Origin of the sequence: Mesorhizobium sp. M0040 (assembly GCF_040323505.1) — a bacterium.
Lineage (GTDB): Bacteria > Pseudomonadota > Alphaproteobacteria > Rhizobiales > Rhizobiaceae > Mesorhizobium.
The window spans coordinates 107,149-126,037 of record NZ_JAMYVA010000013.1 but is presented as its reverse complement, the minus strand read 5'-3'; the positions used below and the strand labels follow the sequence as shown (position 1 = coordinate 126,037).

Here is an 18,889-nt window from a genome sequence, read left to right as displayed (position 1 = left end):
AAAAAAAACAGGTGTATCGTTTTACCAACTGTAGCAAGCCGAAGAGCTTCGCAGCAGGCTTAACGGCGCCGAACATGTTTCGCACAGGGCAACGCCACGCCTGAAACTTGCACGATCGTTTTCTTGCGATGCTGCCGCTAGTCCGACGGGTACCGGGGCGAAGTCGGCAAAGACAAAGCTTTCCATCATCAAAAAACCGACGGAGACGGAACATGAAAAAGATTTTGCTGGCCGCCGCATGTCTAACGCTGCTCGGCGTCCCTGCTCAGGCCGAAACAATTGGCTTCAGCATGCAGAGGTTCGACGACAATTTTCTTGCGATTCTTCGCAGTGGCCTGGAGGCACACGCCAAAGACCTTGGGAACGTGACGTTGCTGATCGAGGATGCGCAGGGCGACATCGCCCGGCAGCAAAGCCAGATCGAAAACTTCATTGCCGCCAAGGTCGACGGCATGATCGTGATCCCGGTAGAGGCCGATGCCGGCGTCGCAATGTCCAAGACTGCCGATAAAGCCGGAATTCCTCTGGTCTTCGCCAACAATCAGCCTTCCAACGTCGATCAGCTGCCGGAGAAGCAGGCTTTCGTCGGCTCTGACCAGATCCAGGCAGGCAGCCTGGAGGCGCGAGAGGTCTGTCGCCTGCTGGGCGGCAAGGGCAACGCCGTCATTCTGATGGGAGAGCTTGGAACCCTGGTTGCGCGTGGCCGCACCGAGGCAGTGCAGGAGGTGTTCAAGTCCGATGAATGCAAGGGTATCAAGATCGTCGAAGAGCAGACGGCGACCTGGTCGCGCACGCAGGCGCTCGACCTGACCACAAACTGGCTGTCGGCAGGCCTGAACTTCAACGCTGTTATCGCAAACAACGACGAGATGGCACTGGGTGCGCTTCAGGCCATCAAGGCAAGTGGTGGATCAACCGGCGACTATGTCGTTGCCGGCATCGACGCGACGCAGGACGCCTTGACAGCCATGAAGTCGGGCGACCTCAGGGTGACCGTTTTCCAGGACGCGATCAGCCAGGGAAAAGGCGCGCTCGACACGGTGCTGCAGTTGGCCCGAGGCGAGAAGACCGACAGGAAGGTCTTCACCACGCTCGAACTCGTCACCAAAGACAACATGGACAAGTACCTGAAAAGGAACTGACCACCAACTTCGCGCGCCAGTCGTCGACCGGCGTGCGGACTGATCCGTTCGATTTGGATTTGGGACGACTTCGATGCAGACCACAGTCGCCGCTACGCGTACCCCGCCTGGTATTGAGGACAAGCGTCAGTCTTGCCTGCTGAGCGTGAGCGGGATCAGCAAGTCGTTTCCGGGCGTGGTGGCACTTGACGATGTGAGCTTTCAACTCAGGCGGGGTACCGTCCATGCACTGATGGGCGAGAACGGCGCGGGCAAATCCACGCTGATGAAAATCCTGGCGGGAATATATCAACCCGATGCAGGAGAAATCTTCCTCGACGGCGTTTCCGCTCAGTTCAAGACGCCGCTCGATGCGCTGGCGCAGGGTGTCGGGATGATCCATCAGGAGTTGAACCTGATGCCCTCGATGACGGTCGCGGAGAACATCTGGATCGGCCGAGAGCCGCGCAACCGATTTGGGATCGTCGACCATCGGCGCATGAATCGTCTGTCTTATGATCTTCTCGCGGAGTTGAAAATCAGCCTGAATCCAGAGGCGGAAGTTCGCCATCTGTCGATTGCCAACAGGCAGATGGTGGAAATCGCGAAAGCCGTTTCCTATCGCTCGCGCGTCCTGATTATGGACGAGCCAACCTCAGCACTGACAGAGCGCGAGTCGGCCCACCTCTTCGAGATAATAGGCGACCTGAGAAACCAGGGCATCGGCATCGTCTATATTTCGCACAAGATGTACGAGATCTTCGAAATATCAGACGACATCTCCGTTTTTCGTGACGGCAAATATATCGGCACCAACGCGGCGGCGGCCACAAGCCGGGATGAGATCATCCACATGATGGTTGGCAGAGACATCTCAACACTGTTTCCGAAGAAGAATGTTCCGACCGATGATGTTTTACTTTCGGTTCGGGACCTCACTTTGCGCGGCGTCTTCTCGGGTGTCTCTTTCGATCTGCGGGCGGGCGAGATACTGGGCCTCGCCGGCTTGATCGGGTCGGGGCGGTCCAACGTTGCCGAGACGATCTTCGGGGTGACGCCCGCCACCAGCGGCGAGACACGGATAAGGGGGCAACGCGTCGATTTGAAATCGCCACGCGATGCGATCGCCAATGGAATGGCCTTCCTGACAGAAGACAGAAAACAAAGTGGCTGTTTTCTCGTCCTCGACATTCTCGAGAACATGCAGATTGCGGCTCTTCAAAGCCAATTCGTCAAAGGCGGTTTCGTCCAAGCCAAGGTGATTGCCGCGGCATGCAACGAGATGAGCAAGGCGTTGCGCGTCAAGAGCTCCGGAATCCACACCACGGTCGAAAACCTATCGGGCGGCAATCAGCAGAAGGTGCTGATCGGACGCTGGCTTTTGACCAAACCGGGCATCCTCATCCTGGACGAGCCGACACGCGGCATTGACGTTGCTGCCAAAGCCGAGATTCACGCCCTTGTCTCATCACTCGCCAGCGCGGGCGCGGGCGTCATTCTGATCTCCTCGGAGATGCCGGAGATCCTTGGAATGAGCGATCGGATCATGGTGATGCATGAAGGAAAGATCACCGGCGTTCTGGACCGAGATGAGGCGACGCAGGTCAAAATAATGGAACTCGCTTCGAAATAAGCGAGGAATAGAGGAACTGCACGATGGGAAAAGACACAACAGCCGCCGCCATTCCTGAGTACCGTGGCAGCTTTGGCGGTTGGCGAAAACCTCAGGAGCTCAATATCTTCCTGGTCCTGGTGGGGATCGTTCTTCTCTGCGAGGTGTGCGGCTGGCTTTTGATCGGGCAGAGTTTCGTCTGGAATCCGCAACGCCTCACGATCACCATCCTCCAGGTGTCCGTGGTGGGGATCATCGCAATCGGCGTGACGCAGGTCATCATCACCGGCGGCATCGACCTTTCTTCGGGGTCCGTCGTGGCGGCAAGTGCGATGATGGCGGCTGGGTTTGCGCAATCCGCGGAATGGTCGAAAGCTCTCTATCCATCACTGACCGGTTTGCCGGCGATCGTCCCGATCGCCGTTGGTGTCTTGATCGGTTTGACTGCAGGCATAACCAACGGCGTTTTTGTTGCCTATGCCCGAATTCCGCCGTTCATCGCAACGCTCGGAATGATGGTTTCGGCTCGGGGTATTTCGAAATGGTATACAAAAGGCCAGCCCATTTCGGGGCTGACCGATCAATTCACCGCCATCGGCTCGGCTGCATGGCCGGTGTTTGTCTTCATAGTCGTCGCAATGATCTTCCATGTTGCGCTTCGCTACACCCGGTACGGCAAGTACACCTATGCCATCGGCGCGAACGTCCAGGCAGCGCGGGTCTCCGGCATAGATGTCGAAAGGCATCTGGTTAAGGTCTACGCGATCGCCGGAATGCTTGTCGGGCTCGCCGGCATCGTCACCGCAGCGCGCGCGCAGACGGCTCAATCCGGCATGGGATACATGTATGAGCTCGATGCGATTGCCGCAGCCGTGATCGGCGGAACGTCGCTTGCCGGCGGGGTGGGCCGGATAGCGGGCACCGTAATCGGCGTGGTGATCCTGGGCGTGATGTCGTCAGGATTCACGTTTTTGCGGGTCGACGCCTACTATCAGGAAATCGTCAAGGGCCTGATCATCGTCACCGCCGTGACCATTGATATCTACCGGAATCGGCAGAAGCGCTCCTAGATCGAGCCCGCGCTCGAAGGGCGTCTATTCCAAAAAAGATGCGATAAAAAGCCGTTGAGATAAAACTCACCAAAGCAGGGAAGTACCGCAAGCAAACAGACTTCAGGTCAATTCTGAAAAATTCCATCGATGGAGATCGAAAATGCAAATCAAAGCGCTACACAGCTTGACATTTCAGCATTTTGACACCGGCTCACTAGTCGAATGCATATCTCAAAGGTGGCGATATTTGGCCAGGGTTCACGATTTCGCTCGTCGCCTTGTTCGCAAACATGGGGCGAGCCGTGCGTCGGATCTTACAAAACGGGCCGCTGCCAGAGCGTCGGGGAGGCGCGGGGCGATCCTGAGGGCCGTTGCCGAGTCAGTAAACGATCTGATGCGGTTGGACATTTTCTACCATTGATTGGACGCTTCGAGCCTACGGCAAAAACCGCCCACAGTCGCTCCACCACGCAACGATCAACTTAGCTGATTGGGTGCAGTTCGATGGCCAACCAAACCGCATCGGTGTCGGCGAAATAGCGATGCTATGGATATTTCCACTGGTTCGTTCCGCTGACCCGGCAAAACGCCTCATGGGTAAAGCCCGGCACCATGAGGAAATCTTGACAAAGTGTTGCCTGGTCGTTCTCCCGGAATTTCTGCATGCGGCCGGTTCCGAATATCTGCGTGTGGACCTCGAGCAAAGGATGGTTGTCGTGAATGAAGCAGTCGGTTTCAGCCCCACCGGAGGGTCAGTTTGAGCACGAAGCGCTGCAATTGCCGGCGGCCTCACCGGAAAAGAACAGCGGGTCGAGTTCGACTTCGGCGACCGTGTCCTGCGGTGAGATGAAGAGCGGGGTCTGGCGCGGGAAAGACCGGATTCGGCTGCCGAGCCAGTCCCAGCCGCGGAACATGACGCCGCCCAGGTCGACTGTCTTGCAAACTTTCAGGACAGCGATCCGGCCGCTCTGTTCGATCGTGGCCTTCGACAGCATGGCCGAGCGCCACGGCGCAATTGAAATCTTGATCGCATTATCGAGGATAAGCCAGGTGCTCGACGGTAGACGACTATGGCGCTTTCGACGTGCAGGCCGGAGCCATTTTCGAAGAAATCGGCGGCGACAAAATCGTCCGTGAAATTCAGAGGTCGATGCTGCAGCAGACCGGTACCCCGATGAATACTCATATGATTCCTCCATCTCTCGGGACCACAGGGCGATGCCGTCCTGCGAAGGCTGTCGCCATGAAGGCACATCAACTGACGGTCAAAAGGACAGAACAAAGGGGCTTCAGCAATTTCGCAGGCGCGCTTCGATCAGCGCGATCTGACGCAATACTCGCGTCGCCGGCCGATATTGCACCATCCGCGGCACCGGCTGAGCCGTCGATCCAACAGCGGACAGAGGGTTGAAGGGCAACATGGACGCGATCAACGCAGCCCGACGAAAGGGCGGCTGTGTTGCCGGCACTCTGTAAGCCGTTTCAACGTTAAAATTGTCGGCTTGCTTCCCGCCCCTCGCGACTGCGGAGTGGTCGTTAATCGATTGACTCGCGTACTGCACCGGCAGTTAATCTCCCCGCCAGGGCAAAAGAGGGGCTATGAAACTGGGAGCAAACGATGACTGTCCAAAAAGAAGACTATCGAACCAACAGAGCCGACTACGCCATAGCTGCCATGCATAGCCGAGCGACCGCTGAGGGCGATTGTGACGATTTGGTGGCGAGGAAAAAGTCCCTGTGGGTAACAGATCGGCGATCTGCAAAATTGGCTGCAAGCCCGTCCGAAAGCTCGCCAGAACCCAAGGCAAAAGCGCGCGGTAAGTGAATCGTGCCAGCCACTTTCTTACCGCCGCGTACTTCGTTCGCATGGTTCGATCACATTAGATTTATCTAATATACTGACCAGCCAGTCGAGCATTCCCGAACGCTCGCTGGTTAGGCCCAGCGGCCCCCCTAACCCAAGCTGCTGGGCTGCCGCTAAGGAAGTGCGTGTATCGCTGATACGCTCGTCGGTGACCCCCCTCCGTACCGCGGCCGTGATCGCAATCACGTCACCGATGCCAACGCCCCGCATCGGTACCGCTCAAACGAATGGCAATTTTCTGTCTGGATGCGTTTAGTATCCATTCTCCGGAGACCCGCGCATGGGTGTCGCGTGGGAGACAAGTGACTCCCCTTTAAAGGCATCGAGATGCTACGAGCGCTGAAAAGTCAGTTCCTTAGATCTAAAGATCGGGCGATTTGCCAGCGGGTTGTCGACCAGATAACCGCCGACGCTAAATGGTGCAGCACTTCGATAGACGGTCAGATTCTGGCCTCGACCACGCTGAATCTCTTTCAATCAGGGGTCGTAAACGAAACGAATTTGCTGGCACATGTTCGCGCGCGGCGCCACGACTTCACTAAACTGACAGGCTAGCTCCACCCGGGCGGAAACAGCGCGTTTCAGTAAATCGTGAATTGACCTGCATCCATGGAAGCCGGCTGGCGGCACGGCGAGGTGATGCGCTCGCTACGCCGGCTGATCGCCGCCGACAACAGGACGCAGAAGGAAAACGCCAAGGTCGAGGCGCAGCTCGCCATCGCGCGCGCGATGATGCGTGCCGGCCGGCCTTGACGATCGCCAAACCGGCGCCAGACGGCGGCGCGCTGGCGCTCGGCGGCGTCATCGTGGTGAATCTGAAGCGCTGATTCAACTGCTCCCCGCAAGCTGATTTGCGATCGAGACAACTTTACCGGCTCGCGAAACGGACCCTCAATATGCTGCCTCTAGGTTAGTCCCAGCTAAATGAAGGGGGTTTCATGGGGGTGACCGAACGATTTTGGCGTTCAGAACGCGGCAACCTCGCCGTGGTGTTTGCGTTGGTCTTGCCGGTCGTGCTTTTGGGCGTCGGAGTGGCGATAGACTTTGCGCGCGTGAGCCGAACTGCCCAACAGTTGCAGGAGGGAGCCGACTCCACGGCCCTTCAGTTGGCGGTGGCAAGCGCGAACAGCAGCGATATGACGTCGGAACAGCGTCAGGAGAACGTTGATACTTTCGCCAGCCCCACCTTTGTGGCCACGCGAAGTCCCTATAGTGGTGACGCCCACCAGACGGTTGGATCAACCAATCCCACAATCGTGACGGTTGTATTGCACCAACCGCAGGAATTGGCCTTCTCGGCAATCCTTGGCGTCGATAAACTTGATATTAGCCGAAGCGCAACCGCGATTGCCTATCCGCGATACCCAGTCTGTCTTCTCGTGTTAGATCGGTCCGCCTCGAACGCATGGTCGAATTCGGGGTCTTCGTCGATAAATGGCCAGAAATGCGTTGCGCAGGTGAATTCAAGATCGGGGACTGCGCTAGCCACGAATGGCGCATCGTCCATCAGGACATTGGTGACGTCAGTCGTCGGCCCCTCCGGGCCGTCTGCCGGCTTCAACCCTCAACCGCTTTTCGATCAGAAAGAGCTGGCAGATCCCATTATCTCCCGACTGGTCTGGCCAACAGACAATGTCTGCACCTACAATAACCTGGTGATCAAAAACGCCACCGCAAATCTCGTTCCCGGCACTTTTTGTGGAGGGCTCATTTTATCGGTCGGAGCGGTGGTCAATCTTGCCGCGGGAACGTATGTTATCAGGACGGGAGGGCTTTCGCTCTCCTCCGGCGCGGTTCTCGATGCCGCTGACGGTACCACCATCGTTCTACTCGACGATCAGGCCACCACCACAATGCAGGCCGGCGCCAAGCTACGCCTGACGGCGCCGACCAGCGGCCCGTGGATGGGGATCGCGCTAGCTCAAAAACCCCAAGGCGTGGAGAGAACCTCCACGCTCATTGGCGGTGGCGATACAGATCTAGGCGGTATAGTCTATCTGCCGTCACAAAAGCTTTTTCTTACAGGTGGGGGTGCATTGTCGACAGACAGTAAGCCTCGCATCTTTGTGGTCAACCGGATCGAGATGAACGGCAATGGCTCAATTTATCTTGCTGGCGCAAGTGACTTATTGACAACGAATTCTGCAACGAGACTGATGAATTGAACTTGGCTGTAGCCAGCTCAGTGTTGTGAGACAGACTGCGTTTGAGGTTTGCTTGCTTCCGTGTTGGACTGAGAGCCGATATTGAAGGCAACGCTTGGCCTCGTCGTGACAACGAATTAAATCAATCAGCGGATTGTAATCGGTTACTTGATTGACCCGCAGCGAAGCGGCTCGTCATTATTTTCCGGGACGCTCCGGATCGTCGCCGAAGCCAAGCAGCGAAGCGTGCCGTATACACTTGTGCTTGCCACGAAGGTGCTTGATCCGCAGCTTCACGCCTGGCCCAACCCACTGCGTTGCCGGTCGCTTTTTGACGCCCTCCGGAGGTGGTCCGGCATGTTCATGGACCCGCTTCCAGACCCGTTCCTTCATGTCGCGCCCCAAGCTGATGAAGGCCGAACCGACATATTTTCCGGTACCGGGCTTCGCCGCCAGCAAGGCGAATGCCGCCTTGCCCGGCTCACGCTCGACGCCCATCAGCTCATATTCGTTGACGACGAAACTCTTGGTCTTCAGCCGGTCGCTGGTCGGGCCGCTGCGATATTTGCTGTCGGCCCGCTTTGAGACGATCCCCTCCAGGCCGGACTGATCCGCGAGATAGAACAGCGCCTTGGGATCGCCAGGTATGGACTCGCTGAACTGGACGCGGCTGTTCGGCCTGATAATGCCAAATAGAATTTCCCGGCGCGCCTTGCAGCCAACGTCGCGCAGATCGTGGCCGTCAAGATGCATGATGTCGAAGGCGCCGAGGATCGTGGCGTAGGGATCGCTGTGGACGGCTTTCTGTAGTACGTCGAAATCGGGCAGGCCATTCACGCCCGTGACGACCGCCTCGCCCTCAAAGATCGCTCTTGACGTCGAGATCCCGCGCCGCCTCGATGATGCCGGTGTATTTCCTCGTCCAATCCGCTCCGCTGCTGCTGAAGGCGGGAATATCGTCAGGGCTGTTGATGACGATCTGGGTTCGGTAGCCATCGAGCTTGATCTCGTGAATCCAGTGTTCACCCTCGGGTGGCTTTGCGACCAGCTTGGGCTCCATCGGACGGATTAACGCGAGCCTCGCCCCGTTCATACAAACTCCACGCCACACCAACCCGATTCAATAACCTTTGAACGTTCGGTTCCGCGAAGCTCAAAGCCCGCGTCTCTGGAGGGAGGAGACGCGGGCAGATCGGATGCCATTACCGATCGTGCAGCAATATTGTGTGAGGGGAAGGATTTGCTGCGTGCACCGAACCTTCCCCGCGCGCCGGTGTTCCAACTGACCGCAAAAAATCCCGCCGCACTTGCCAGGGCGGCGGGACCGATCAAGCGCCTTTGCACCAGGTGGGGTGGGCGGGGTCGGGCTTGCCCGGTGCGGGGCGGACCGTAAGGCAACTTTAGAAGCAACAGTGGCAAAGCCTCTACCAACCGCCGGTTGGCGCGGCGAAGGACGGAATTCGGCCGCCGACAGACCAGGCGTCCCGGGCAGCTAATCGCTCCCAACCAGACGGAAGCGAAAGTTGTTGCGGATATGGTCGTTGAAGTAGCGACCCTTCGCGAAGGCGGCTCGGAATTCGGCGTAAGTGTCCGGTGGCACGTCCTCGAATTCGTACCGTTTGCCACTGGCGACGAACCATACCGAGAGAGTTTTGCTATCCGGGTCGTATTCCGTTTTGCGTATGGAGGTGGACGGCATGACGGCGGCTCGATCAAAAGCAGTTAACGATCGGAGAGGCCGGCGCGTTCCTGGGTGAGTGCGGTGCGCCGCGGCCCAAGAGGCCCGACCGCCGTCGGCTCTGGACTTGGCCCTCAATTAGAAGCACTCTGCCCCTCAAGAGGAGACAGGGGTTGGGCAAGTCTCGCTATAATGGTCGAACCGACCAGTGTCGTAAGCTGGGGCGCGTGCGCCAACTGGCTGGCGTTCCGAAGCGGCTCGTGTTCGTGACCTTGGCCGCGATGGCGGCCTATGCGACGCCGCTCGTCATGCAACATAGCGATCCTGTGCCCGAGCTCAAGGTATCAAACCGGACCGGATCAAAGCCGGCGCCGATCGCCGGCGTCGCGTCTGTCATGGATGGCGATACGATCGAGATCCACGGCCAGCGCATCCGGTTTAACGGCATCGATGCACCAGAAAGCCGGCAGTACTGCAACGACGGGAAGGGTTCTGAGTATCCGTGCGGGCGCCTGCCGCCGAAGCGCTCGACAGCTTCTTGGCGGTCTCGAGGCCGATTCAATGCACCTTCGTAACTTGGGATCGCTACGGCCGCTTTGTGGGCAACTGCCGGCGGGCGGACGGCTCCAGTGTCGCCTCATTGATGGTCGAGCACGGCCAGGCGCTGGATTGGCCGCGCTACAGCCACGGCGCGTACGCGGAGCAGCAAGCAAAGGCAGAGGCGGCCAGGTCGGTCTGTGGGTCGGAACGTTTCAGGCGCCCTGGGAATGGCGTGCGGCGCACGCCGATGGCGCGACGCCCAGCCAGCCGCTTGGCCTCGTCAGCTGCAAGTTGATCGCGCAGAGCGGCTTTTCATGCGAGCCGCGGCGAACCTGTTCGTAGATCAGTTCCTGCGACGAAGCCCAATGGTATCTCAGCAACTGCTCGTGGGGCCGCAAGCTGGATCGTGATGGCGACGGCGTGACATGCGAGACGCTGTGTTAATGTGCCGAGTGCGCACGGCTGCGACTAAATGACGGCCGCGTAGTGTCGGAGCTCGGCCACGGTTTTGGTGAGCCCTTGCCGTTCGAGGGTGTCGAGGTATTCCTCTGCCGTCCTAGGAGGGTTTTTCAAGCGCGCGCGACAGCGTTGCGCCGCCACAACGACCGCAGCTGTATTCAGCTCGAACTGATGGAACAGAAATTCGTCCGGATGCAGGAGCTCTAGCTGGAACTTGGCTAGGTAGTCTCGCGGAAAGTCTTTTAGATTGAAAGTGATGATGGCGTCGCAAGCCGCGTGGATGGCGGCTGCAGAACATGTCTGTCATCACCGTCTGGGAGCTTCAGGCCTTCGATCAGATCCTCGTAGCCTTCGACCGAGCAGTCAGGTACAGCCTGATTCATCAGCTGCTTCGTCCGCAACAACTGCTCTGGCTTAAGGTCCTTGCGGTCCTTAAGGACGTTACGAATCCATTCGTCATGAATGCGCTCGGTCCATTTCGCACGGAACAGCCCTCCCTGCGAGCTCCATGAGGAAGTCTCGCAGCGGGGCTGGGTACAGTGCGCAGGCGTCAAGAATGACGGTGTAACTGGACTTCCTAATAGCCCATCCCCAAGTCTTGTGCTTGGGCAGCTAGTTCGTCCATTACACGCTGACGCTCTTCCTCAGTTGACCTGCGGAACGCATCTAAATCACGGAACTTAACTCGACGATGAGTTCCTACCATGTGGAACTTCACCTTGCCCTCCTCGAGAAGTCGAACAAGATAAGGACGTGACACGTTCAGATAGTCAGCGGCTTCCTGTGTCGTCAGTTCGGCATGGATTGGGAACAGGGTAACGGCGTTACCCTGCGCCATTTCGGTCAGCAAATGATAGAGAAGATCATTCACTGCCTTAGGAAGGCGCAGCATCTCTCCTCCGTCCACTTGAACGCGCAATTCAGCGCCCTCGTGTTTGGCTCTAGAAAGGTGGCGGCTGGCCTGCGCAGCCAATTCGGCGTCGTCGGCCGAAGGCAATATCGGTCGTTCGAGCAGCGTTGTCATGGTCGTCTTCCCTGTGTTCAACGGATATAGCACCGCGAATCAACAATCGCAATATCCGAAATAACCGAAACAAGTGAACGAACCGTCACCTCTTTGGTTCCCGTTCCCGCAGGTGCCGATCTCCGCTCGCCAGAGCCACGCCCCTGACGTTTCCAACTTGCCAAAAGCCGCTTGTGTGGCAAGGCAGTGTGGGACGGACCAAAGGCAGCCCGTGAAAAGGACGTAAGTGACTGAAAACCTTGGCGCACCCGACAGGATTCGAACCTGTGATCTGCTGGGTTCTGCCCTCGGCGATGGAGCATATCCGACGCAGATTGAAGGCGGCGCATGACGGCGATCGGCAGATGGTATCGATCCTGGCCACGGTGTTGATCGACGGCATCGATGCCGTGGAGGTTGCCTGCCAGGAAGCGCTCGATCAGAATGTCTGCTCATCCGCCGTCATCATCAACATCCTGGCGCGGCGGCGCGATCCGGCGCCGGCCGTTACCATTCTCACCCCGAACGCTCTTCCGCTGCAACACGAGCCGCAAGCCGACTGCGCCCGCTACGACAGTCTCAGGAGGGCAAGCTGATGGAACGCACGCAGGTTCTGGAACTGATGGGGACGCTGAAGCTCTACGGGATGCGCGGCGCCTATGACGAGGTCATGGCGACAGGCATCAAGCGCCAGCACGAGCCGCCGAGGATCGTCGGCGATCTGCTGTCGGCCGAGATCGCCGAGAAGCAGGCCCGCTCCATCAAATACCAGCTCACTGTCGGCAAGCTGCCGATCGCCAAGGACATCGATGAGTTCGACTTCGACGGCACGCCGGTCAACGAAGTGCTGGTCCGGGATCTTGCCAACGGCACCTTCGTCGCCAACCAGCGCAACGCCGTGCTCATCGGCGGCACCGGAACCGGCAAGTCGCATCTGGCAATCGCCATTGCCCGCGCCCTGATCCGCAACGGCTCACGTGGCCGCTTCTTCAACGACGTCAATCTCGTCAACCGGCTCGAGACCGAGCACCGCGGCGGCAAGCAGGGCCGTATCGCCGACTACCTCACCCGGCTCGACTTCGTCGTGCTCGATGAACTCGGCTATCTGCCCTTTGCCCAGGCCGGCGGGCAATTGCTCTTCCACCTGATCAGCAGGCTCTATGAACGGACCTCGATCATCGTCACCACCAATCTGGCGGTCGGCGAATGGCCCGCCGTCTTCGGCGACGCCAAGATGACGACAGCGCTGCTCGACCGTCTCACTCATCATTGCGAGATCATCGAGACCGGAAACGAGTCCTGGCGCTTCAAGAACCGCGCCTGATCACCCCATCAAGCTGCCAAGCGCTATCCGCACTCGCCCGGGCTGCGCAACCCAAACCAGCTTCGCCCGGGCGAACGCTGACCGCCGCGCATTACATAACGGGGGTCAAAATTGGACGGCGATCTGGAGTGCGCCCCTCGGACCGGACAGGATGAACAAGCAGAATTGACTTGGAAGCCGGGCTTTCGAAGGATGGAAGCCCATGGTGACTTATCGCACGCACAGCATCGAGTTCAAACGTCAGGTAGTGCAGGAGTTCCTGTCCGGCGAGACGCTGCATGGTCTCGCCAAGCGGCACGAACTGCCGCGTAACCTGATCCGCATCTGGGTTCAGAAGTACGAGGCCGGCTCCTTCGACGAAGACGTGGCGGCGGCCGACACGATGCAGACCTATGAGGCGCGGATCGCAGCGCTGGAGCGGCTGGTAGGCCGGCAAGCCTTGGAAATTGAGTTTCTAAAGGGGGCTCTGAAAAGCGCACCACGTCCGAGAAGCGGGACTACATCCGTGATCACCGGCCCGGCGGTGTCTCCGTCGCTGAAGGATGCCGGCTGATGGGGATCGCGCGATCAACCTCCTACGATCAGCCCGAAACCGCCGTGGATGACACAGCGCTCGTCGAGACGATGGGTGAGATCTCCGACAGCTTCGAAGCTTACGGCTATCGCCGCATGCAGGCGGCGCTGCGGCAGCGCGGCATCATCGTCAACCACAAGAAGGTCAGACGGTTGATGCGCGAGCACGATCTGCAGCCCAGGATCAGGCGGCGCTTCATCGCCACTACGGACAGCGATCACGAGTTGCCGATCTTCCCGAACCTGGCGAAGAACGTGACACCGGCCGGCCCGAACCAGCTCTGGGTGAGCGACATAACATACGTGACGATTGCGGCGGGCTTCGTCTACGTCGCGGTCATTTTGGATGCCTGGTCACGCAAGGTCGTTGGTTACGCCATCGGTCGGTCGATCGACGCGCGCTTGACCGTTGCAGCATTGAAGGCGGCAATCGAACGACGAAAACCCCCGCCGTGGCAGCGGCCCTCAATGCCCGGCCGAGAAAGACCCTGGGTTGGAAAACACCGGCAGAGGCGCTTGACGAGTTGCTGCCATGAGTGAACACAATCGGTGTTGCGACGACCGCTTGAATCCGCCCAATATGCCGCACTCCTCTACCGCAACGTTCTCGCCGAGCACGATCTTATTGGATCGATGGGCCGGCGCGGCAATCCCTACGATAATGCGAAAGCGGAAAGCTTCATGAAGACGATGAAGGTCGAAGCCGTCTATCCGATGGCCTACGAAACCTTCGCCGACGTCGCTGAGGACCTTCCCCGCTTCATTGATGAGGTTTACAACACCCGCCGATTGCACTCAGCGCTCGGCTATCTCAGCCCGCAACAGTTCGAGGACCAACACCCCCGGCAGATGGTCAAAACTGCGGCTTGACCCTGTCCGGTCCGAGGGGCGCACTCCAATCGGGGGTCAGTTTTGCAAGCCGTTTGACAGCTTCTTCCCGGAAGGGCGACCCGAGGGAGGCACCGACGTGGAAGAGGCCCTCAACTTCTGCGTGGAGCACGACCTGCGGTCTTACATATCATGGGGACGCTTCTACCGCGGTCTGGCTCTATTTCGACGTATGGGGCAACGCGACGGCCTCGACCTCATGCGCAGCGGGATTGCCGGCACGGACAAGATCAACCCGCGAATCCTTCAGACGGCCCGTTTCGGGCATTTCGCAGAAGCGCTCGCATCAGCCGGCGAGCTCAAAGAGGCGTTGGAGGTACTGTCAGGGGCACTCCGCACAGCGGGGGAAAGCGGCGAGAGACTCTGCGAAGCTGAACTTAATCGCCTGCGCGGCGAGTTGCTCCTGCGAAGCGGGGAAATCGAAGAGTCGGAGAATGAATTTCGCAGAGCGGTCGAAATCGCGCAGGCCCAGAAGGCCAGGTCGTGGGAGCTTCGCGCCGCCACAAGCCTTGCCCGTCTGTATGCTGACCGAGGACGTCATTCTGACGCGCTCGGTGTCCTCGTACCGGTCCATTCCTGGTTTGCGGAAGACGTCGACACAGCCGACCTGCGGGCAGCCAGAACACTTCTGGAGACTTTGGGGCAAGACGCTGAAATTTCCATCCACCTGGTTAGGTGATGCAGATTGATGGAGTCTTCTCGATTGGCGGCGAACATCGCGAGCGTTCGCCTGAGGGGCATGCCGACAGTCGCAAGCCCGGGTGCCAAGGTTGGTCATTCGGCTTGCCCTTGGCGAATGTCCGGTTTGGATCCGACTTCGCCTGTTCAGCCGTGGGCCAGCAAGCGGCAATTTATGGCGCTATCGACTCCTTGCTGAAGGCGCCGTCCGAGTACCGAATCCTGCTGGAGGCGAAGGAATGATCCATTGCAGACCTTTGTGTCCATCACTCGGAACGACCGCAAATTGATCTTATGCCGCTTCCTATAGTCCAGCCGCCTCGCAGTCTTGTCTCCCGCCACCCAACCCGGCGACGCTTACCCCGGCGGTAGCGCCATCGCCACGCATGCACTAATGTCTCAGCCCCCTGGGCTAGCCAGTGATCTGTTCAAATTAGGGAAGTACCCATGACCGAACATTGCTGTGGACCGGGCTATGCTTCTCCCGCCGAGGCCATGAGGGCACCCCGCGAAAAGTTGCTCTACACGATAGCTATTTACACCGGCACAGGCATTCAGAAGCCGGACTATCTGTGTACCATTGATGCCGACCCGCAGAGTGCAACCTACAGCCAGGTGATTTCACGTTTGCAGATGCCGGGTATCGGCGATGAACTTCACCATATGGGCTGGAATGCCTGCTCGTCGTGCCATGGCGATGCGAGCATGGAGCGGAATTATATGATCGTGCCCGGTGTGCGCTCGACCAATCTCCATATTGTTGATTGCGGTACCGATCCCCGCAATCCGACACTGTTCAAGGTGATAGAGGGCGCCGAAATCAAAGCCAGAACCAACCTGTCGGCACCGCACACAGTGCATTGCCTTGGTTCGGAGATCATCATTTCAATGCTTGGCGACGCTCAAGGCAACGCGCCAGGCGGTTATTTGAAACTCAGTAAGGAGTTCGAGATTGTCGGCCGTTGGGAAAACTCCATGGGCAGGATCAAGTTTGGTTATGATTTCTGGTACCAGCCGCGACACAACGTAATGGTCAGCTCGGAGTGGGCCGCGCCTAACACTTTCATGCCTGGTTTCGACCTGGAAGAGGTTGGCCACCTGAAATATGGCCGGGAGATTCACTTCTGGGACTTTGAAAAGAAGGAACCAAAGCAAACATTCTATCTCGGTGAAGATGGCTTGATCCCGCTGGAAGTGCGATTCCATCATAATCCCGACAGCAGTCACGGCTTTGTTGGCGCGGCCCTTTCCGCAAACATCATTCACTGGTGGAAGGATGCGGCGGGTGCTTGGCAATGGGAAAAAATCGTGGATGTCGAAAATGAGCCGCATCCCGAATGGCCCATTCCAATACCCGGCGTTATCTCAGTCATTCTGCTCAGCATGGACGATCGATACCTCTATCTGTGCAACTGGTTGCATGGCGACATTCGTCAGTATGATATCTCGGACCCCCACAACGCCAAGCTTACCGGACAAGTGTGGATGGGCGGACTTCTCGGACGTGCGCCCGAGGTGAATGGCGTGAAAGTCACCGGCGGGCCGCAGATGATACAGCTCAGCCTCGACGGCAAGCGCCTTTATGTGACGACCTCGCTCTTCTCGACCTGGGACAATCAGTTCTATCCGGAAATCCGCACCAATGGCGGATGCATGCTGATGGTCAATTGCGATACGGAAAACGGCGGCATGGAAATTGATCCGCGATTTGTCGTCGATTTTGGCAAGGAACCAAATGGACCAAGCCGCTGCCACGAAACCCGTTATCCCGGGGGTGATTGCACGAGTGACATCTGGGTATGACCTGCTTCACCATCATTCTCGCCAATCAAGGCGGTGCGGCCTTTGACGTCGATCACCGCAAGCCCCTCTTGCAAAGCTTGCGCGAGCAGGGCGTGGATCTGCCGTATGGGTGCAAGTATGGCGGCTGCATAACCTGTGCGGCCAAGATAATCAGCGGCAAAGTCGATCAAAAAGCGCAGCGGGCGCTGAACAACCGCCAGATCAACAATGGCTATATAATCCTCTGCGTCGCCCGCCCTATGAGCGACTGCACGCTGGAGGTCGGCGTTGAGAGCCACGACAAGCTCTATCGCAACCCCTTCCTTGACCCGCTGGCCGCTCATGAATTGAAAGCCGATATTGCGACCCCGTTGGAAGCAAAGAAATGACCCATATGAATCATGATGAGCCCTATTCGGAGGCTTATCTGCAAACAATTCTGAAATCGGTCAAAACCATCGCGATGGTGGGGGCCAGCCCCGACAAGACCAAGTTTTCCTATGGCGTACTCAGGGTTCTGCACGAAACCGGCTATGATATGATCCCGGTCAATCCCACTCCCGGTCTGGATGAAATTCGAGGGCTCAAGGTGTACGCGTCACTGGAGGCCATCGACCGGCCTGTGGATATGGTCGAGGTTTTTCGCCGCTCCGAGGATCTGTTGGAAGTTGCACAGCAAGCCATCGCAATTGGTGCCAAGGTTCTGTGGAGTCAGATTGGGGTGCGCGACGACACTGCTGCCCTGTTGGCGGAGGAAGCGGGCTTGAAAGTTGTGATGAACCGCTGTCCCAAGATTGAGTTGTTCCGCCCCTTCTGGAAGCCGAAGTTGCACTTGGGAATATGATTGCACAGTCACGGAATTTCGGCGTTGTCGCGGTAGCTGACCTGTTTCCTTGGCCTTAGACGTTGATTGATTTTTGCCTGAGGTAAGATGCCAGATGGTCGCTGAGATCACGCGCGTCGTCGCCGGCGCCGTCGATCAGCGCAGACTTGCGGCGGCGCAGAAACTGCATCCCTATCAGGTACATGCCCGGATGTTCCGCAACGCCGCCGTCGTGACGGAGGTGGCCCTTGCGGTCGAGGAGCGGCAGCTCCAGCCAGGAGTAGTCCGGCCTGTAGCCAGTGGCCCAGATGATCGTCCTGATCGCGCCTCCGGTAAGGTCGAGGCCGAGCGGCGGGTTGTCCTCGACACGGGTCGGCGGCAGGCGATCCGGCGGCCCGACCGTAGCGTCAAGGCCGTTGGCGCGCGCCCATTCGTCGATGAGGTCGAGCAGCCGGGCCATCTTGAGATCGGAAAGCGCGCACATGTTGCGCAACGACCCCGCAAACTGGGCCTTGCCGTCTTCGGTGATGCCAGCGAGACGGCCAACGAGCCTGACGCCGAGGTCGACCAGCGCATTGAGGTCGAGGGTGGTGCGATCGGGGGTGCCGGCAAGCTGCAGCGAAGGAACCCGTCGCGCCCGCCTGATGTCGTCTACCTCGTCGTAGCGCTCGTCGAGCACGCCGGCGGCGTCCATCCACCACTCCAGGTCCTTGCCGCGATAGACGCGCGGCGCCCGGATGTGCTCGCCTACCGACAGGGTCACTTGACGCCCCGAACGCTGCAGCTCCTGTGCGATCTGGGTGCCGCTCGACGAGGCGCCCACCACCATCACGCCGCCGTCGGCGACCTGAGCCGGATTGCGGTAGGACTGTGCCGTCAGCATGGCGACCGACGGCGGCACGCGGACGGCCAAATCGGGCAGGCGTGCGATATTGCACGCGCCCGACGCCAGCACGACAGTTCGGCAGCGCCACTCGCCGTGGTTCGTGCGCACGAGATATCGCGCCCCGTCGCTGCGAACCGAGGTAACGGTCGTGTGTGTTCTGACTGGAGCCGCGATGGCCTTGGCATAGTTCCCGAGGAAGTCGATCACTTCAGGCATCGTCCGGTAGCCGTCGGGGTCGTCACCATCATAGCGGAAGCCCGGCAGCCGGCTCTGCCAGTTCGGGGTGAGCAGCCGCAGCGAATCCCATCGCTCGGTGCGCCAGGTATGGGCGATCTCGCCGCGCTCCAGCAGCACATGGTCGATAGAGCGCTCCGCGAGGCAGCGGCTCATCGCGAGCCCCGCGTGCCCTGCGCCGACGATAACTGTGGTGACGGAACTAATCGCGCCCTCTCATCAGGAGAG

General features: G+C 58.8%; 22 protein-coding genes and 2 pseudogenes. 17 read left to right on the top strand and 7 right to left on the bottom strand.

Annotated features, from left to right (window positions below; all coding sequences use genetic code 11):
- The first annotated feature begins 212 nt into the window (after positions 1-212).
- From NKJ91_RS14510 to NKJ91_RS14500, 3 genes are all read left to right on the top strand, one after another.
- Positions 213-1,142, top strand: a complete 930-nt coding sequence (locus NKJ91_RS14510) for a sugar ABC transporter substrate-binding protein (protein ID WP_352456154.1) — start codon at positions 213-215, stop codon at positions 1,140-1,142.
- Positions 1,143-1,215: 73 nt separating this feature from the next.
- Positions 1,216-2,754, top strand: coding sequence for a sugar ABC transporter ATP-binding protein (locus tag NKJ91_RS14505; protein WP_352456122.1), 1,539 nt, complete (start codon positions 1,216-1,218; stop codon positions 2,752-2,754).
- Positions 2,755-2,777: 23 nt separating this feature from the next.
- Positions 2,778-3,803, top strand: a complete 1,026-nt coding sequence (locus NKJ91_RS14500) for an ABC transporter permease (protein ID WP_352456121.1) — start codon at positions 2,778-2,780, stop codon at positions 3,801-3,803.
- Positions 3,804-4,537: 734 nt separating this feature from the next.
- Here the strand turns inward: NKJ91_RS14500 and NKJ91_RS14495 are convergent.
- On the bottom strand, positions 4,538-4,984 hold the full coding sequence (locus tag NKJ91_RS14495; protein WP_352456120.1) for a hypothetical protein: 447 nt from the start codon (positions 4,982-4,984) through the stop codon (positions 4,538-4,540).
- 1,274 nt (positions 4,985-6,258) lie between these two features.
- Here NKJ91_RS14495 and NKJ91_RS14490 point away from each other — a divergent pair.
- Both NKJ91_RS14490 and NKJ91_RS14485 read left to right on the top strand, forming a co-directional pair.
- On the top strand, positions 6,259-6,402 hold the full coding sequence (locus NKJ91_RS14490) for a hypothetical protein (protein WP_352456119.1): 144 nt from the start codon (positions 6,259-6,261) through the stop codon (positions 6,400-6,402).
- Between the two features lie 185 nt (positions 6,403-6,587).
- Complete coding sequence (locus tag NKJ91_RS14485; protein WP_352456118.1) at positions 6,588-7,814, top strand: pilus assembly protein TadG-related protein; 1,227 nt, start codon at positions 6,588-6,590, stop codon at positions 7,812-7,814.
- Between the two features lie 177 nt (positions 7,815-7,991).
- Here the strand turns inward: NKJ91_RS14485 and NKJ91_RS14480 are convergent, their stop codons facing one another.
- The 3 genes from NKJ91_RS14480 to NKJ91_RS14470 all read right to left on the bottom strand — a co-directional run bounded on the left by NKJ91_RS14480 (position 7,992) and on the right by NKJ91_RS14470 (position 9,492).
- Positions 7,992-8,630 carry an ATP-dependent DNA ligase gene (locus NKJ91_RS14480; RefSeq protein WP_352456117.1) on the bottom strand — a complete coding sequence of 213 codons (639 nt, stop codon included), beginning with the start codon at positions 8,628-8,630 and terminating at the stop codon, positions 7,992-7,994.
- A gap of 22 nt (positions 8,631-8,652) precedes the next feature.
- Positions 8,653-8,886: a DNA ligase-like domain-containing protein gene (locus NKJ91_RS14475; protein ID WP_352456116.1), complete on the bottom strand. Its 234-nt coding sequence runs from the start codon at positions 8,884-8,886 to the stop codon at positions 8,653-8,655.
- 399 nt (positions 8,887-9,285) lie between these two features.
- Positions 9,286-9,492, bottom strand: a complete 207-nt coding sequence (locus NKJ91_RS14470) for a KTSC domain-containing protein (RefSeq protein WP_352456115.1) — start codon at positions 9,490-9,492, stop codon at positions 9,286-9,288.
- A gap of 152 nt (positions 9,493-9,644) precedes the next feature.
- Here NKJ91_RS14470 and NKJ91_RS14465 point away from each other — a divergent pair, with 152 nt between their 5' ends.
- Both NKJ91_RS14465 and NKJ91_RS14460 read left to right on the top strand, forming a co-directional pair.
- On the top strand, positions 9,645-10,046 hold the full coding sequence (locus NKJ91_RS14465; protein ID WP_352456114.1) for a thermonuclease family protein: 402 nt from the start codon (positions 9,645-9,647) through the stop codon (positions 10,044-10,046).
- A 307-nt stretch (positions 10,047-10,353) separates the two neighbouring features.
- Entirely contained in the window at positions 10,354-10,455 is a 102-nt protein-coding gene (locus NKJ91_RS14460) for an excalibur calcium-binding domain-containing protein (RefSeq protein ID WP_352456153.1), read from the top strand.
- Between the two features lie 24 nt (positions 10,456-10,479).
- Here the strand turns inward: NKJ91_RS14460 and NKJ91_RS33820 are convergent, their stop codons facing one another.
- Both NKJ91_RS33820 and NKJ91_RS14455 read right to left on the bottom strand, forming a co-directional pair.
- The gene (locus NKJ91_RS33820) at positions 10,480-10,650 is read right to left on the bottom strand and encodes a VapC50 family PIN domain-containing toxin (RefSeq protein ID WP_502903590.1); all 171 of its coding nucleotides are present in this window, start codon (positions 10,648-10,650) and stop codon (positions 10,480-10,482) included.
- A 397-nt stretch (positions 10,651-11,047) separates the two neighbouring features.
- Complete coding sequence (locus tag NKJ91_RS14455; RefSeq protein ID WP_352456113.1) at positions 11,048-11,494, bottom strand: helix-turn-helix domain-containing protein; 447 nt, start codon at positions 11,492-11,494, stop codon at positions 11,048-11,050.
- 275 nt (positions 11,495-11,769) lie between these two features.
- On the opposite strand from NKJ91_RS14455, the pseudogene NKJ91_RS14450 reads away from it, so the two are divergent.
- From NKJ91_RS14450 to NKJ91_RS14405, 10 genes and pseudogenes are all read left to right on the top strand, one after another.
- Positions 11,770-12,069: pseudogene (locus NKJ91_RS14450) on the top strand (IS21 family transposase); the annotation flags it as partial.
- Positions 12,069-12,797 carry an IS21-like element helper ATPase IstB gene (istB, locus tag NKJ91_RS14445; RefSeq protein ID WP_352456112.1) on the top strand — a complete coding sequence of 243 codons (729 nt, stop codon included), beginning with the start codon at positions 12,069-12,071 and terminating at the stop codon, positions 12,795-12,797. The pseudogene NKJ91_RS14450 and the gene istB, both read left to right, overlap by 1 nt.
- Before the next feature lie 202 nt (positions 12,798-12,999).
- Positions 13,000-13,350 (top strand): transposase, encoded by a 351-nt coding sequence (locus NKJ91_RS14440; protein WP_023680086.1) that lies wholly within the window; start codon positions 13,000-13,002, stop codon positions 13,348-13,350.
- Positions 13,299-13,760, top strand: a pseudogene (locus NKJ91_RS14435) (IS3 family transposase); the annotation flags it as partial. The gene NKJ91_RS14440 and the pseudogene NKJ91_RS14435, both read left to right, overlap by 52 nt.
- Before the next feature lie 243 nt (positions 13,761-14,003).
- Positions 14,004-14,240: an integrase core domain-containing protein gene (locus tag NKJ91_RS14430; RefSeq protein WP_352456151.1), complete on the top strand. Its 237-nt coding sequence runs from the start codon at positions 14,004-14,006 to the stop codon at positions 14,238-14,240.
- A gap of 97 nt (positions 14,241-14,337) precedes the next feature.
- Positions 14,338-14,937 (top strand): tetratricopeptide repeat protein, encoded by a 600-nt coding sequence (locus NKJ91_RS14425; protein ID WP_352456111.1) that lies wholly within the window; start codon positions 14,338-14,340, stop codon positions 14,935-14,937.
- Complete coding sequence (locus tag NKJ91_RS14420) at positions 14,937-15,179, top strand: hypothetical protein (protein WP_352456110.1); 243 nt, start codon at positions 14,937-14,939, stop codon at positions 15,177-15,179. The genes NKJ91_RS14425 and NKJ91_RS14420 overlap by 1 nt, the downstream gene beginning before the upstream one ends.
- A gap of 204 nt (positions 15,180-15,383) precedes the next feature.
- Entirely contained in the window at positions 15,384-16,739 is a 1,356-nt protein-coding gene (locus NKJ91_RS14415) for a selenium-binding family protein (protein ID WP_352456109.1), read from the top strand.
- Positions 16,736-17,107 carry a 2Fe-2S iron-sulfur cluster-binding protein gene (locus NKJ91_RS14410; protein ID WP_352449195.1) on the top strand — a complete coding sequence of 124 codons (372 nt, stop codon included), beginning with the start codon at positions 16,736-16,738 and terminating at the stop codon, positions 17,105-17,107. Before NKJ91_RS14415 ends, NKJ91_RS14410 begins: the two co-directional genes overlap by 4 nt.
- A gap of 5 nt (positions 17,108-17,112) precedes the next feature.
- Positions 17,113-17,562, top strand: a complete 450-nt coding sequence (locus tag NKJ91_RS14405) for a CoA-binding protein (RefSeq protein ID WP_502903589.1) — start codon at positions 17,113-17,115, stop codon at positions 17,560-17,562.
- 55 nt (positions 17,563-17,617) lie between these two features.
- On the opposite strand, the gene NKJ91_RS14400 is transcribed toward NKJ91_RS14405, so the two are convergent.
- Entirely contained in the window at positions 17,618-18,847 is a 1,230-nt protein-coding gene (locus tag NKJ91_RS14400; RefSeq protein ID WP_352456150.1) for an NAD(P)-binding domain-containing protein, read from the bottom strand.
- Between the last annotated feature and the right edge of the window lie 42 nt (positions 18,848-18,889).